Source organism: Citrobacter sp. Cpo142 (assembly GCF_030332425.1).
Classification (GTDB): domain Bacteria; phylum Pseudomonadota; class Gammaproteobacteria; order Enterobacterales; family Enterobacteriaceae; genus Citrobacter; species Citrobacter portucalensis.
Genome location: NZ_JAOWHW010000052.1, coordinates 67,088 through 81,491, shown reverse-complemented (window position 1 = coordinate 81,491; position 14,404 = coordinate 67,088). Strand labels below are relative to the sequence as shown.

The window sequence follows — 14,404 nt, the reverse complement described above, 5'->3', positions numbered from 1 at the left end:
TCGCGAGACCAGACTAGCCTGCCATATTTTCACTGATTGCAAAAGGCTTACGGATAATGAAAGAACAATCTTTACCCATCGTTCCATGGATTGGCGGCAAACGTCGTCTGGCTAAGCATATTCTGCCGCTGTTCCCGGCCCATACCTGCTATGTGGAGCCGTTCTGCGGGGCAGCTGCGCTCTATTTTCTTAAGACACCCAGCAAGATCGAAGTCATTAACGATATCAACGGTGAGCTGGTGAATCTGTATCGGGTGGTAAAACATCACCTGGAAGAGTTTGTCCGCCAGTTCAAATGGGCACTGGTCAGCCGTCAGATTTACAAATGGCTGCAGGATACGCCGGAGGAGACACTCACCGACATACAGCGGGCGGCCCGGTTTTACTACCTGCAGAAACAGGCGTTTGGCGGTAAGGTCGCCGATCACACTTTCGGAACCTCTACAACCAGTGCGCCGCGCTTCAATCTCCTGCGCATCGAAGAAGAACTGTCGATGGCACACCTGCGCCTGTCCAGAACGCTGATAGAACATCTGGACTGGAACCAGTGCATAGAGCGATATGATCGCCCGCATACGCTGTTCTACTGTGACCCACCGTACTGGGGAACGGAAGGCTATGGTGTGGAGTTCGGGCTGGAAAACTATGATCACATGGCAGAGCTGGCGCGTAGGATCAAAGGGAAGATGATTATATCGGTGAACGATATCCCGGAAATGCGGCAGGCGTTCAATGGACTGAACATTCAGACAGTTGATATCAGCTACAACTTGAAGGTCACAGGTAAAGCTACGCCAAAGAAAGAATTGGTGATTTGTAACTTTTAACAATTAGGTTGGTGAAGGAGGTGTCACCTCTTAGCATCTCCTTCATCCAGCTAATGGGGTTATTCTTTATCGAGTTTAAGGATCATATCCCCACCAGGGACATCCACTCTGTCGAGACAAACAGACTGGCAGGCTGATTTAGATATTTTAACTTCTTGCGCATTATTCGATATAAACAAAAAACAGTTATGCCCAGATGCAGCATAATCATTTGGAATATTATTGTCGTCCTTAATATGGAATTGCACCGTTGTTACTGGTCGTATGCTGTCATCAGACACTTCAAATTTTTCGAAGTTAGCTGCGTATTTATCCAGTCCAGGACACTGTTGGCGAATAAAAGGCAATTCGCGCTTCACAATCGGATTATCGGTCTTAACACTGAAGACTGAGTGCTCTACAGATGGGCTTTGAGCCTCAGCAGGGTCAGCATTATCGCCACATCCAGCCAAAAGAAATATCGTCGGTAAAAGAAACTTTCGTTTAGTCATATTATTAACCCGTCAATGTTCTTAATGGGAACAAATTAGCCCACATTTTTTAAATTATTTAGCTGTGCGGATAGCTCTTGGATCTGTTTTTCCATTTCAATCACACGCTGTTTTTCTTCAGCGCCTCGCATAAGGTCTCGTCGAACCTCAGGGTCTAGCTGATTTAATAACTCAAGCATTTTAAGGTCCGCTTGACTGAAGCTTTGTGTTACTGATTCAACCTTCGATACCTCCTCCTCTCCCTTCCCTGTGAGTAACCAGTCCAGAGAGACTCCTCTCTCTTCGGCTATGTTTATGCAAATTGAATAAGGCACAGAGTCTCGCTTTCTCCAGCTGGCTAAAGTCTGTCTGTTAACGTTCAGCACCCGAGCCAGCTCACTGTCGTTATCAACATTAAACAGTGACATGAGTCGCAGAAGCACTGCATCAACGGCCTTTTTATTCATTTCAAATAAATCTCACTTGAGTTATTCATTTTGAATAAGTACACTTATTCATATTGAGTACATCATAACCCAATAGGAACACGGTGCATATGAACAAACAGCAAGTTCGAGCACGACTGGTTGAACGGGGCAGTAGCCTACGTCAGTTCGCGCTTAACGCGGGCTATGAGCCACGAACAGTCACTCAAGCGGTAAGCCGCTGGGCTGGCAAAAATGAACTTCCTCGCGGACGTCTGACCTATCGCATTCTGCGTGATTTATCAGTCGTGATCGGCAAAGAAGTTACACCAGGCATTCTTCAGGAGGCGTCATGAGCAAAGCAAATGTATCCAGTTCTGGGTCTCGCATTCTGCGCGTTCTTAAAGCACTGCGTGGTCACGCTCTGAATGGGGTTTCTAACGGTGAACTGGCATCAGCCCTGGGCGAGTCCCCAGCGAATATCAATCGGGCACTCAATACCCTTATCGAAGAGGGACTGGCCCTCAAACTGGATAACGGGCGTTTTGCCCCTGGAGTCCAGCTCTTACAAATTGCCATGGCGCATAGCACCGAGATGGCGCGGGCGCAGGATCGTATTAATGAAATCAACCAGCGTGTTATGGCTGGCGGTCGCTAAGGAGTTGAAATGGGACGCACAAAATCACAACCAGTTGAACTAGTTGAAGACGCATCGCTGAGTGATGGCCTCAACGTTAGTCTTAATGCCATGACCGAACATCGCCTCGAAATCATGCAGCAGTTCGGTGATGGTCTGCCGTATGAACGTGATCGTATCGTTCACGAAACACGGTTTTATATGGCTCAGAGTGCTGAAGCCATGCTGGAGGCGGGTAAGCGGCTGGTAATTCTCAAGGAGAATGAACCTCACGGCGATTTTATAAATATTCTCGAAAATGACCTCGGCCTTGAGCCGCGCGTCGCACGCCGCATGATGCAGGCCAGCGTGAAATTTTTGGGTAATGGCGATCAAAATTCAAAACGGACAGCGCTGACCGTTTTAGGTAAGACCAAGTTGTATGAACTGATGGTTCTGGATGACGAAGAACTCGACGCATTGGCTGATGGTGGAACCGTCGCCGGGGCAACGCTTGATGATATTGATCGCATGACCAGCCGCGAACTGAAGGCAGCCCTACGTGAAGCGCGTGAAACCAACGCAGCACAACAGCGCGTACTCGCCGACAAAAACGAAAAAATCGACTCGCTCTCCACAAAGCTGGAAAAGAAATCTCGTATCCAGCCGCCTAAGCCTGACGAAGAGGTGAAGAAGTTGCGGGCAGAAGTGACGGCGTTAGCGGTTGAGGCGGAATCTGCCATCGCGGTTCGACTGTCCAGCGCCTTTGAGACCCTGTGCGCATACTGCGCTGAAAACATGATTGATACCCCCAGAGACTTTATGGCCGGTCTGGTCTGCCAGCTGGAAAGCACCGCGCGTAGCCTGCGCTCCACATTTGACCTGCCGGATGAGCCGACAGGTAACGCCGCCCCTTCATGGCTGACTGACCCGACGCCACAGATTAACGGGCAGGAGGCATAACCGATGAGTGCCGCCCTGACTGAACGACTGGTTTATGTTGCCCGCGCGGCACGTGACGCGGGGCATGGTAAGCGCGGTGCGATATATGACGCCGCCTGCGCTGAACTGGGCATGTCCCGTGCCACCCTGCTGCGCAAGCTGAAGGAGGTATCAGTGACTGATAAACGCAAAAAACGCGCCGATGCCGGGCGCAGCGCCCTGAGCCGCGACGAAGCCGCGCTGATATCTGCCACGCTGCGCGAGGCCACCCGTAAGAACGGTAAGCGCCTCTATTCCATCGCGGATGCGGTGGAGACCCTGCGTTCAAACGGCTTTATCACCGCAGGCAGAACGGACGAGGCAACAGGCGAGTTTTTCCCGTTGTCCGAGGACACCATCAGCCGCGCCCTGCGTAACTATGGCCTGCACCCGGAACAGCTTGACGCACCGGCTCCGTCGTCCGAGATGGCCAGCCTGCATCCCAATCACGTATGGGAGATTGATGCCTCACTTTGCACGCTCTACTACCTGAGCAACGGCCATAAAGGGCTGCAGGTGATGGACAGCGCGAAATTCTACAAGAACAAGCCCGCCAACATTGCCCGCATCGCCAGTGACCGCGTGTGGAGTTACGAGATTACCGACCATACCAGCGGCTGGATTTACGTTGAGTACGTGATGGGCGCGGAATCCGGTGAGAACCTCTGTTCTGTTCTTATCAACGCCATGCAGGAGCGTGGTGGCGCTGACGTGCTGCACGGCGTGCCGAAAATACTCTACCTCGACCCCGGCTCGGCGAACACCGCTGGCATGACGAAAAACATGTGCCGCTCACTGGGTATCAATCTGATAGCACATAAACCACATAACGCCCGCGCCACCGGGCAGGTGGAAAAGGCGCGTGACATTATCGAACGCAAGCTGGAACCGGGTCTTAAGTTCCAGCCGGTTCACAGTCTGGAAGAGCTGAACGCGCTGGCGGTGAAATGGCGCAGCCACTTTAACGCCACGGCTGTTCACAGCCGCCACGGTAAAACCCGCACGGATATCTGGCTGAAGATTACCGCTGACCAGCTGAAAAAAGCGCCATCCGTTGAGGTATGCCGCGAACTGGCGGTGGCCGCGCCGGAAAGCCGCAAGATCACATCAAAATTACGTGTGCCATTCCGGGGCGCTGAGTTTGATGTTTCTACAGTACCGGGCGTACTGGTCGGCGAAAAGCTGATGATTACCCGTAACCCGTGGCGCAGCGATGTTGCGCAGGTGGTGCTGACCGGCGAAGACGGCCACGAGACGTTCTTCCTGGTTGAAGAGGTCAGAAAGAACGAGTTTGGCTTTGCTGAAAGCGCGGCGGTATTTGGCGAAAATTACAAAGCCCTGCCGGAGACCCCGGCGCAAACGGCGGCAAAAGAAATCGAAGAGCTGGTCACCGGCACCGACAACGCCGCCGATGCAGCTGCTGCACGCAAGGCGAAGGCGCTGCCGTTTGGCGGACGACTTGACCCGTATAAACATATCGACGACACCACGCTTCCGGCCTATATGCCGAAGCGCGGTCAGGCTTCAGATGTGCGCGGGCCGCGTATTGAGCAGCATCCGCTGACCCATGTGGAGGCGGCGAAAGCCCTGCGTGAGAAGTTCAGTGCGAACGGCCATACCTGGACGCCGGAATGTTACCGCCAGTTAACGGCACGGTACCCGAACGGCGTACCGGAAGCCGCACTGGATGAGGTGATGGTCACCCTGACCACTCCGGCCCGCAGCAGCGTTATCAGCATCGTTAACGGCAACTGAGGAGGAAAAACATGCTGGTACTGAAGCAACAACTGAAAGAGGCCCGCATCCCGCAGGCGGTGGTGGCAAGAGCCGTCGCCGTTTCCGAGGCCACGCTGGCCCAGATTGTGAACCACAACGAGTGGCCCCGCACCAGCCCGGAGGCGGTGCGCCAGCGTCTGGCGTCCTGGCTGGAAAGTCAGGGAATTGATACAGCGAAGAGTTTTGATGCTGCACAGGGCGCTGTCACGCCCCGTACAGCTGGTACTACCGATAAAACCAACCTCAGTGAGGAAGAGAACATGTTACTCAAAAAGCAGGTGTTATTTCCAGCAACCAAAAAAGCGTTTGGCCTTTTCCGTGACCCGTTCGCTGATGAGGCCATGCAGGGCGCGGACGATGTGTTCACCACACCGGATATCCGCTACGTGCGTGAGGCACTGTTCCAGACAGCCCGCCACGGTGGCTTTCTGGCGGTTATCGGCGAGTCCGGCGCGGGTAAATCCACGCTACGCCGCGACCTGATTGAACGCGTCAACCGCGAGAACGCGCCGGTGATTGTTATCGAGCCATACATCATCGCCATGGAAGACAACGACGTGAAGGGCAAAACCCTCAAGGCGGCAGCCATCGCCGAAGCCATCATCAGCACCATCGCGCCACTGGAGAGCATTAAACGCAGCCAGGACGCCCGCTTCCGTCAGTTGCACCGCGTCCTGAAGGACAGCAGCCAGGCGGGTTTCAGCCACGTTCTGGTGATTGAGGAGGCCCACAGTCTGCCCATTCCTACGCTGAAGCACCTTAAACGCTTTTTTGAGCTGGAATCGGGCTTCAAAAAACTGCTGTCCATCGTGCTGATTGGCCAGCCTGAGCTGGCGGACAAACTGTCCGAACGCAACATGGAAGTCCGTGAGGTCGTCCAGCGCTGCGAGGTAGTTGAACTGCTGCCGCTGGACAACAGCCTGGAAGAGTTTCTGGCGTTTAAACTGCAACGCGCCGGTAAGCAGCTGGCCGACATCATGGACGCCAGCGCTGTGGAAGCCATCCGTGCCCGCCTGAGCAATCTGGGCAGCAACCGTAAAAGCATGGTCAGCCTGCTGTATCCGCTGGCCGTCAGTAACCTGGTGATAGCGGCCATGAATCTGGCCGCTGAAATCGGGGTTCCGCAGGTCAACGCCGACGTCGTCAAAGGGGTTTAATCATGAAATCCATCGCCGATATCAATCAGCAGATGAGTAAGGTGCAGTCCGCCATTATGGCGCTCAACGCCATGAACACTATCGTACAGAGCGTCATGATTGCTGGCAGTAAGCCGGTTATCCGTATCGCCCGCAACGGGCACTGTGCCCGCCTGCTGGAGCAGGGCAAGGCAAGTTATACCCATGTTGGTCATGACGGCTCAGGGCGCTTCCGTCAGGGCGTCTTTGAACTGCATGGCTGCCGCATTACCTGGTCAGAGTCATTACATTAACCATAAGGTGAACAGAGATGAGCGAAGTAAATAAAGAAGACTACATGAAAGACCGCAAGGGGCGTCTGGTGCCGGTTGACCAGGTGTCTGACTATGACCTTGCGATGGACTCTTTCGTTAAAGAACAGGTTGCCGCCGCGAAGATTAAGCGTGATGAACTCAGCGACTTCAAGCGTCGTGCCTTTGACGAGTGCTATGCCTGGCTTGACCTGGTGGCCGAGAAGTACGGCAGAACGCGCGGCGGTGCCAAAGGCAACGTGACCTTCAGCAGCTTCGACGGTGCTCAGCAGATCACCATCCGCGTGCAGGAAACCCTGACCTTCGGGCCAGAACTGCAGATTGCCAAAGACCTGATAGACGAGTGCGTCACCGAGTGGTCGGAAGGCGCGAACGCCAACCTGCGGGCCATCATCAGCGATGCTTTTCAGGTGGACAAAGAGGGCCAGCTTAATACCGGACGTATTCTTTCCCTGCGCCGGGTCAAGATTCAGGACGAGCGCTGGAACCGGGCAATGGAGGCCATATCGGAATCACTGCAGGTGGCAATGTCCAAAACTTATATTAATTTCCGGGAGAAAGATAAACACGGGAAGCTAATTAATATTCCGTTAGATATCGCTGCCATTTAATTTTAATTCAATTTCTTTTTTATTTCGGCGTCAGCGCCGTGGGCTTCTGCACGCCGAAAACAGCATTGAGGAATAAATCATGTCCATCAAATGTTCCAACTGTAAGAAAGGTATCACCACTCTGAAGTTCAGCGACGCCAGCGTCATTACCTCTGGCAAATACCATGTTCCAGCCGTCCTCATCACGCTGGTATGCCCGCACTGCAGCCAGCACTACTACACGGAAGTCCCGGCCATGGAGTTCATCCCCTGTGAAATGAAACAAGGAAAAGAGGTCTCCGATGAAAATTAATCCATCAGCGGCAACGTGTTTAGAACGAATAAAGACTTTGAATGCTGATAACCAGCGTTCAGTCAGGGTTAATCTCGGTGTACTTAAAGCGGCTCGCAGTGAAATCCTGGCCCAGGTTGCGATAAACGGAAAAGGCGTCATGACCGATATGGTTCTCAATGCGCTGAATAGCGCCATTAATGATGGCAGGTAAATTATGCAACAGAATAGCAAATTAACTAATGAGCGCCTGGCTCAGGTCTATCAAAGTCTGAAGCGCTGGGCTGACCACGATGACGCTTTAAATAGCTATATCAGCGGTCAAAAGATAGACCCCATATTTCATGATTGTGTTGTAGCTCTGGCTGAGCTGCAGGAATACCGGAAAGCTGCCGCTGAGTCCGCTGAGTCCGCTGAGTCCGCAGGGTGGCAGGCCAAAAGGCCGGGTGGTAATTGGGTAAGCATCAAGAATGAGGATATTGACCACTACAGGTTTAACGAAGAGGTTCCGGTCAGGGAGGTCTTCACCGCCCCGCCAGCGCTGGTAGTGCCGGATGAAATTGACGTTAATGACCCCGCACTTGATACGCATAGAAAATGGATGGCAGAAGGCTGGAATCGTTGCCGCTCAGCCATGCTTCAGACTAGACCTGCAAATACCAGAGGACCAGATTATGCCAATGACTGATAAAGAAAAAGTGCTGGAAAAGTTAAAAAAACTTCTGGCGCTGTCAAAATCTGATAATCCCCATGAAGCCTCACTGGCACTGCAGCGTGTTCAGAAACTGATGCAGGCATACGGCATTACCCGTGACGATATCGCACTCAGCGATATAGACGAAAGCATCAGCAACTACTGGGCTGCAGGCAGCGTTAATCCACCACGTTACATGCTGGGTCTGCTGGGCATCATCCAGGCTGCCTTTGGTGTGGAATCTATTATTCATTCAGGTCATAAACCCAGCGTTGGCTTTTACGGTAATAAAGACCGCGTTGAGCTGGCGTCTTATACCTGGGATGTTCTCGCCCGACAGCTTATTACGGCGCGAAAAAACCATATCGGGCAGCAGAATAAAAGAATCAAAAGCACGACAAAGACCAGCCGTGGCGACAAATTTGCCGAAGGTTGGGTACTGGCTGTGCGTAGTGAAGTGCAGTTTTTTGCTATGACCCGTGAGGAACGGGAGCTGGCTCAACTCTGGCTCGAACAGAAATACCCGGATTCAGGCACAACTGCGGGCCGTGAAGCTGGAAAATCACGTGACGCGGATAAGTCGCGCCATATCGGTTACAGAGAAGGGGAAAACGTCCGCCTGCATCAGCCTGTCAGCGGGCATGAGCAGCGGAAGCTGGGGAGTGGCTTATGATGGCTGAATATATTGTATGCGCCCTGTTCTGGTACTGCCTCGTGGGGTGGTGTAATGCTGAGCTGCACCGCCATTCAGGTTTTTGTTCACGATACAGCGGCGCTAAATACTGGATTAGCTGGACAGTAATGCTCCTTTGCTGGCCTGTAGCCCTTCCTTTATATGTTGACTATGTCAGGGGAAAATCAAAAGGTGAGGTCGATGATGACTAAACAGCGCCTCATTCAACTTATTCATATTGCCCGCAGCGATCTCCAGATGGATGAGGATACCTACCGCCAGATGCTGCAGGGGCTGACCGGCAAAGCCTCGACCAAAGGGATGGATATCACACAGCTAAACTGCGTGCTGGAATCCATGAAAAAGAAAGGTTTTCGCGTTAAGCCTGCCGGGAAATCTTGGTCCGGTTTACCGCTGGATAGCCATCCCCAGTCAAAGAAAATCCGTGCACTATGGCTTGAGATGGCTGCGGCAGGTATCGTCCGTGATAGTTCAGAGCAGGCGCTGGCGCTATGGGTTAAACGGGAAACGGGCATCAGCGCGTTACGCTGGCTCAGCAATGAGCAGGCAAGTAGCGTTATTGAGAAACTGAAAAAGTGGCAGCGCAGGGCTGCGGGGGTGAAGCAATGAGCGACCTGAATCAGTTTCGTAGTAAAGGGCCGGAACTGTTGGTGGAACTGGCACAGCACACCTCTGAGACCGTCCGCGAGATTATTGATATCGAACCCGCAGTTGCCGACCAGATTGGTCAGGCCGTCGCGAACCGAATGATGCAGGTCTGGGGCGGGCAAAACGTCTATTTCCCGATGGGTATGGTCTGGAAGGTCAGCCAGCGCGACCGTGAAATATTCCTGGAGTTTGACGGGCGTAACCACCACGAACTGGCCCGTAAATTTGGTGTTTCGCTACAGTGGGTTTACAGCGTGGTGAAGCGGGTCAGAAAAGAAGAACTGGATCGGATGCAGGGCAAACTGTTTGATGGTGAACCCGATGCCGATACGGGGAGAAAGGAGTAATATCTGCAATCAGGCTGGTGCGAGGTCTGTTTTTTTTCGGGCCGGTCTGATTTTCACATACTGTAAGGTTATTGCATATTCCATCCAGTCTCTTCCCATGTTGACCCAGTTCTTCCCATAATTATCTCACTTATTCCCTGTCATTTATCTCAAGTCTAATCAGCATAAGAACATCAGCACCTTGCTCAAGGAGATATTTCCCGGCATCAATCAGCTGTTGTTCGGAACCTTCTACTGGATTCGCCACGGCGTACACTGGCGGAGTTTGTAACACCTGCCACTTTTGTGTCTGGGCTTTGAGCAATTCAGCAACAGGTACAATGACCCCAACCTGATGCCCTTCGACAATTGAAGCCACTAACGGGGGAATAATGCGTATGGGTTCCAACAAGATACTATTGCGGGCGGTCAGACGGGTGATTGAGGCGGTACTCATCAGCAGGATCACATCAAATCCCTGATTATCGAGAACCTCCACAATGCTTTGCAGCGAGCGTTCCACTTTCTGACGTGAGACATGAGCAAGTTGGTGGTCGCTAAGCAGTGTTAACAACAGCTCGTCACCGGGTGAAGCCCCGTACTCGGCCATCACATCTTCTCGCTGCATCTGCCCCAGCAGACTGTGGTGAGTAATGTGCTGTTCATCAATATATTCCGTCAGGAGCGGTAACATCTCACACATCGGCACAACGCCAATCGTGAGGATAGCCAACGACGTACTCATTTGTTGCTCCACCGTCTTCTTACTTTGCTGTGAAATCCCGGATAAGTGCCGGGCGCTGACCTGTGCTACAAATGCTCAAAAGCGTAGCAGTAGATCGGCGGTGTATTGTGTAAAGATTCCAGATCATTCCAGTACTGGATTGTTATTGTTTAATTTTCAATTTTTACTGTATACGGCGAAATTTAAAATAATGTGATGCGCGCCCGGACTGGCACTTTTAAGACTCGTGCCAGAGCGGTCTTCATATCAGGTTTTATCGGGGTCTTCGTAGCGTTTTTTAGCATCCATCGCTTCCTGAGCTGAAGGATGCTCACTGATCAACGAATTCGGTTTAGGGTGATCGGCACGAAGTTGATACCAGGTTACCGTCTGGCCTGGCGTCCCTTTTTCAACCGTAACAATGGTCGCTTGACGTGGGTAAGGTGGTTGTGTCGGCATAGTTCTTCCTTTTAACTGGATGAACATTAAGTATAGACACCGCCCTGCAACCGTGGCGCTGCCTGCGCCAGTATTCCAAGAATGTCTTCCACTACCTGCGAAGGCGGATTGGTGGCATCAACGATATAGTGCGCAGCCTCGCGATACAAAACATCGCGCTGGGCGAGCACTTCCTGAACCTCTTCGGTCAACGGCTTGCCGGTTAGAGTCGGTCGTAATCCTTCTTCAGGCGTGGCCTCCAGACGATCAACCAGTACCGATACCGGTGCGCTTAGATAGATAACCACGCCGTGGCTGCGCATGTAGCGGCGATTAAACTCGGTAAGAATGATACCGCCGCCGGTCGCAACAACCGTGGCAGGAGCTGTGACAGCCTGCAGAGCGGTCGTTTCCTGGGCACGAAACCCTTCCCATCCTTCTCTTTCGACGATTTCCGCCACGGTCATTTGCACGTGCGATTGCAACCAGCGATCGGTATCAACGAACTGGAAATCAATAGCCTTTGCCAGCGCCATACCGGTTGTCGTCTTACCACACCCCCGGGGGCCAACAAGAAAAAGAGGTTGCGTCATCACAGAATTTCCCCAGAGAGCCGCCAACAAGCGGGATCTGATGCGGTTAAAAATATAATCATATCATCAAACTAGTACACCGCCAAAACTGTAAATAAATAATTACATAAGAAATGGCGAGGTGAGTTAACCCCTACTATAACAAGAATTCACAATGAATAAAGTGTAAATAATAAATTACACACTCTATTTTCTACGCTGAACTTCCAGCCACCACTTATCCAGTTCAGCCGCAAAATGCTGTCTGTCGCGGGGCGAAAGGCTATCCGGCCCCCCGGTCTGAATACCGCTGGCGCGTAGCGTATCCATAAAATCACGCATCATCAGACGCTCACGGATCGTCGCGTCGGTATAACGTTCGCCACGCGGGTTAAGCGCCGCCGCACCTTTTTCAATCACTTCAGCCGCCAGCGGAATATCTGCCGTTATCACTAAATCACCGGCGCTGCACTGACGCACAATCTCGTTATCAGCCACGTCAAAGCCCGCAGGCACACGTAATGTGCTGATGAAACGCGAAGGCGGGACGCGCAGGCTTTGGTTGGCCACTAAAACAAGCGGCATTTGCATGCGCTCAGAGGCGCGGTACAAAATGTCTTTAATCACATTCGGACACGCATCGGCATCCACCCATATTGTCATAACTTCTCCCCACTGGTGTGCTGTCGCACATTGTCGCGTGCTTTTACTTTCAGGCAAAGTGCTGTTTCTCCTTCTGAACATATTCATTCCGCGCTAAGCTTAGCTTTCCCAGATTTACCCTAAATAATTCGAGTTGCAGGCAGGCGGCGAGAGAGTGAGTCGCGATGAGCTTACTCTGGTAAGTGATTCGGGTGAGCGAACGCAGCCAACGCACATGCAACTTGAAGTATGACGGGTATAAAACAATGAATATCATCCATAGGGAGTGACAAGATGGACAAGAAAATTGGTTTTATCGGCTGCGGTAATATGGGCAAAGCCATTCTTGGCGGCATGATCGCCAGCGGTCAGGTTCTCCCCGGACAAATCTGGGTCTACACCCCTTCCCCCGATAAGGTCGCCGCACTACACGACCAGTACGGCATTAATGCGGCGCAGTCTGCACAAGAAGTCGCGCAGATCGCTGATATTGTTTTTGGGGCCGTAAAGCCAGGCATTATGATTAAGGTGCTGAGCGAAATTACCTCCAGCCTGAACAAAGACTCCCTTGTCGTCTCGATTGCCGCGGGCGTCACCCTCGATCAACTCGCTCGCGCGCTGGGTCATGACCGTAAAATCATTCGCGCGATGCCAAACACGCCATCGCTGGTGAACGCCGGAATGACCTCCGTCACGCCAAACGCCTTAGTCACGCCGGAAGATACGGCCGACGTGCTCAATATCTTCCGCTGCTTTGGCGAAGCTGAAGTCATTGCGGAGGCAATGATTCATCCGGTCGTTGGCGTCAGCGGTTCAGCACCGGCCTATGTATTTATGTTTATCGAAGCGATGGCAGATGCCGCCGTTCAGGGGGGGATGCCCCGCGCGCAGGCTTATAAATTTGCAGCACAAGCGGTAATGGGTTCGGCGAAGATGGTGCTGGAAACGGGTAAACATCCAGGCGAATTAAAGGATATGGTGTGCTCGCCGGGTGGAACCACCATTGAGGCGGTACGCGTCCTGGAAGAACGCGGTTTCCGTTCATCGGTGATTGAAGCGATGATTAAGTGCATGGAGCAGTCGGAAAAACTCAGCCGCTCCTGAGTTAACACCGCCGGACGTCAGGCCGCCGCTTCAGTGCGGTTACGTCCGGAATTCTTTGCTTTGTAGAGAGCCATATCTGCTGATTTTAACCATTCTCGATAGTGTTCAGTTTCAGATGTCAGCGGCGCAACGCCCACGCTAATGCGCAGGTCAACCTGCGGCGCGCAGGATAAACGCAGTTGGGTAAGCCGTTCGTGAACACGTGACATCGCTGCAATCGCGCTGCTCGCTGACGTGCCACACATGATTACCGCAAACTCGTCACCGCCAAAGCGACCAATCACATCGCTACCACGTAAGGTCATCTGTAACTGGCGGGTCAGTGCCACAATAGCCTGATCCCCGACGTCATGACCCCAGGTATCATTGATACTCTTAAAATGGTCGATATCGATGATAAGGAGCGTGGCGTCACGCTGATGGCGGCGGCAATTATCAAATTCATTTCGCAGCAACAGTTCCCAATGGCGTCGGTTATACACCCCGGTCATGCCATCTCGCGTACTCATCACCTGTAAGCGACGTTTATGTTCTGCCAGCCTGATAAGCGTCTTATAACTCACCCAGGCAAACAGCAACGGGTAAACCACTAACACCGGCAGCGACAGCAGCACGCCCAGTTGCGTACTGCTAAAAGCTACGGGGATATCCGTTAACTGTAACGTCACCAGGCAGGAAACCACCATCAACACGGCGCCCGCGATGAAGACACGCATCCCCCCTGCGCCCATCAGGTTGATACAGATAATCATCAACAGCGCCGTGGATGGCAGCAAGTTTATCCCCATAATCCCCATCCACATCCCGGCGAGGATGGCATCGGCTTTTAAGTTGGTATATTCGCTATGTAGTGGATCGATAGCTTTACTTGCCAATTGCCATGCCAGATGCGGCCAGACAAACGCCCATCCCACCAGCAAAAGCCACCAGCCTCCGGTTATTGGCTGAGAAACTAATACCGACGCGATAGGGAAAAACATTCCCCCCAGTCCCACCGCTCGCGGCAGCCTGATTCGTCGGGCAAATCGCAGACCGGAACGTTGGTGGTCATTTTGATGAAGCAATATAAATGCTTCATTCGGGACGACCTTCTTTTGATAAAAGTTTTCATCATTCATCGTATTTGGGAATATTCTGA

The 14,404-nt window shown here is 52.4% G+C and carries 22 protein-coding genes and 1 pseudogene; 16 read left to right on the top strand and 7 right to left on the bottom strand.

All coding sequences use genetic code 11. From position 1 onward, the window contains the following. Nucleotides 1–56 precede the first annotated feature (56 nt). Entirely contained in the window at nt 57–827 is a 771-nt protein-coding gene (locus OGY18_RS02650) for a DNA adenine methylase (RefSeq protein WP_128299331.1), read from the top strand. 59 nt (nt 828–886) lie between these two features. Here the strand turns inward: OGY18_RS02650 and OGY18_RS02645 are convergent, their stop codons facing one another. Then, nucleotides 887–1,318, bottom strand: a complete 432-nt coding sequence (locus OGY18_RS02645) for a hypothetical protein (protein WP_233100660.1) — start codon at nt 1,316–1,318, stop codon at nt 887–889. 35 nt (nt 1,319–1,353) lie between these two features. Then, nucleotides 1,354–1,764 carry a helix-turn-helix transcriptional regulator gene (locus OGY18_RS02640; protein WP_128299332.1) on the bottom strand — a complete coding sequence of 137 codons (411 nt, stop codon included), beginning with the start codon at nt 1,762–1,764 and terminating at the stop codon, nt 1,354–1,356. 89 nt (nt 1,765–1,853) lie between these two features. Between OGY18_RS02640 and OGY18_RS02635 the strand changes: the two genes are divergently transcribed. The 14 genes from OGY18_RS02635 (at nt 1,854) to OGY18_RS02570 (ending at nt 9,807) form a co-directional block, all read left to right on the top strand. Next, nucleotides 1,854–2,078 carry a helix-turn-helix domain-containing protein gene (locus OGY18_RS02635; protein WP_032636378.1) on the top strand — a complete coding sequence of 75 codons (225 nt, stop codon included), beginning with the start codon at nt 1,854–1,856 and terminating at the stop codon, nt 2,076–2,078. After that, nucleotides 2,075–2,380 carry a helix-turn-helix domain-containing protein gene (locus OGY18_RS02630; RefSeq protein WP_057060453.1) on the top strand — a complete coding sequence of 102 codons (306 nt, stop codon included), beginning with the start codon at nt 2,075–2,077 and terminating at the stop codon, nt 2,378–2,380. The genes OGY18_RS02635 and OGY18_RS02630 overlap by 4 nt, the downstream gene beginning before the upstream one ends. Nucleotides 2,381–2,389: 9 nt before the next feature. Further along, nucleotides 2,390–3,301, top strand: coding sequence for a DUF3102 domain-containing protein (locus tag OGY18_RS02625; RefSeq protein WP_128299333.1), 912 nt, complete (start codon nt 2,390–2,392; stop codon nt 3,299–3,301). Nucleotides 3,302–3,304: 3 nt separating this feature from the next. Then, nucleotides 3,305–5,074, top strand: a complete 1,770-nt coding sequence (locus OGY18_RS02620) for a DDE-type integrase/transposase/recombinase (RefSeq protein WP_128299334.1) — start codon at nt 3,305–3,307, stop codon at nt 5,072–5,074. 11 nt (nt 5,075–5,085) lie between these two features. Next, complete coding sequence (locus OGY18_RS02615; RefSeq protein ID WP_128299335.1) at nt 5,086–6,252, top strand: ExeA family protein; 1,167 nt, start codon at nt 5,086–5,088, stop codon at nt 6,250–6,252. A 2-nt stretch (nt 6,253–6,254) separates the two neighbouring features. Beyond that, a complete protein-coding gene (locus OGY18_RS02610; protein WP_174330517.1) occupies nt 6,255–6,524 on the top strand; it encodes an HI_1482 family protein in 270 nt (89 codons plus the stop codon). 17 nt (nt 6,525–6,541) lie between these two features. Beyond that, nucleotides 6,542–7,153, top strand: a complete 612-nt coding sequence (locus OGY18_RS02605; RefSeq protein WP_029464111.1) for a DUF3164 family protein — start codon at nt 6,542–6,544, stop codon at nt 7,151–7,153. 79 nt (nt 7,154–7,232) lie between these two features. After that, nucleotides 7,233–7,445, top strand: coding sequence for a hypothetical protein (locus OGY18_RS02600; protein ID WP_089438547.1), 213 nt, complete (start codon nt 7,233–7,235; stop codon nt 7,443–7,445). Beyond that, the gene (locus tag OGY18_RS02595) at nt 7,435–7,638 is read left to right on the top strand and encodes a hypothetical protein (protein ID WP_089438546.1); all 204 of its coding nucleotides are present in this window, start codon (nt 7,435–7,437) and stop codon (nt 7,636–7,638) included. The genes OGY18_RS02600 and OGY18_RS02595 overlap by 11 nt, the downstream gene beginning before the upstream one ends. Nucleotides 7,639–7,641: 3 nt before the next feature. Next, nucleotides 7,642–8,112, top strand: a complete 471-nt coding sequence (locus OGY18_RS02590) for a hypothetical protein (RefSeq protein WP_286551607.1) — start codon at nt 7,642–7,644, stop codon at nt 8,110–8,112. Beyond that, nucleotides 8,105–8,791 (top strand): DUF2786 domain-containing protein, encoded by a 687-nt coding sequence (locus tag OGY18_RS02585; RefSeq protein WP_371209597.1) that lies wholly within the window; start codon nt 8,105–8,107, stop codon nt 8,789–8,791. The genes OGY18_RS02590 and OGY18_RS02585 overlap by 8 nt, the downstream gene beginning before the upstream one ends. Beyond that, on the top strand, nt 8,788–9,003 hold the full coding sequence (locus tag OGY18_RS02580) for a hypothetical protein (protein WP_089438543.1): 216 nt from the start codon (nt 8,788–8,790) through the stop codon (nt 9,001–9,003). Before OGY18_RS02585 ends, OGY18_RS02580 begins: the two co-directional genes overlap by 4 nt. Continuing rightward, on the top strand, nt 8,993–9,421 hold the full coding sequence (locus OGY18_RS02575) for a gp16 family protein (RefSeq protein ID WP_164883205.1): 429 nt from the start codon (nt 8,993–8,995) through the stop codon (nt 9,419–9,421). The genes OGY18_RS02580 and OGY18_RS02575 overlap by 11 nt, the downstream gene beginning before the upstream one ends. Further along, nucleotides 9,418–9,807: a Mor transcription activator family protein gene (locus OGY18_RS02570; RefSeq protein WP_032639420.1), complete on the top strand. Its 390-nt coding sequence runs from the start codon at nt 9,418–9,420 to the stop codon at nt 9,805–9,807. Before OGY18_RS02575 ends, OGY18_RS02570 begins: the two co-directional genes overlap by 4 nt. Before the next feature lie 136 nt (nt 9,808–9,943). Here OGY18_RS02570 and OGY18_RS02565 read toward each other — a convergent pair. The 4 genes and pseudogenes from OGY18_RS02565 to OGY18_RS02550 form a co-directional block, all read right to left on the bottom strand. Beyond that, nucleotides 9,944–10,531, bottom strand: a pseudogene (locus OGY18_RS02565) (AroM family protein); the annotation flags it as partial. A gap of 246 nt (nt 10,532–10,777) precedes the next feature. Beyond that, nucleotides 10,778–10,969 (bottom strand): protein YaiA, encoded by a 192-nt coding sequence (gene yaiA / locus OGY18_RS02560; protein ID WP_003021472.1) that lies wholly within the window; start codon nt 10,967–10,969, stop codon nt 10,778–10,780. A gap of 26 nt (nt 10,970–10,995) precedes the next feature. After that, complete coding sequence (gene aroL / locus OGY18_RS02555; protein WP_003830960.1) at nt 10,996–11,541, bottom strand: shikimate kinase AroL; 546 nt, start codon at nt 11,539–11,541, stop codon at nt 10,996–10,998. A gap of 186 nt (nt 11,542–11,727) precedes the next feature. Next, nucleotides 11,728–12,183 (bottom strand): YaiI/YqxD family protein, encoded by a 456-nt coding sequence (locus OGY18_RS02550; RefSeq protein ID WP_003830959.1) that lies wholly within the window; start codon nt 12,181–12,183, stop codon nt 11,728–11,730. Between the two features lie 273 nt (nt 12,184–12,456). Between OGY18_RS02550 and proC the strand changes: the two genes are divergently transcribed. Then, on the top strand, nt 12,457–13,266 hold the full coding sequence (proC, locus tag OGY18_RS02545) for a pyrroline-5-carboxylate reductase (protein WP_003021462.1): 810 nt from the start codon (nt 12,457–12,459) through the stop codon (nt 13,264–13,266). 17 nt (nt 13,267–13,283) lie between these two features. On the opposite strand, the gene adrA is transcribed toward proC, so the two are convergent. After that, nucleotides 13,284–14,399, bottom strand: a complete 1,116-nt coding sequence (gene adrA, locus OGY18_RS02540) for a diguanylate cyclase AdrA (protein ID WP_126319065.1) — start codon at nt 14,397–14,399, stop codon at nt 13,284–13,286. Between the last annotated feature and the right edge of the window lie 5 nt (nt 14,400–14,404).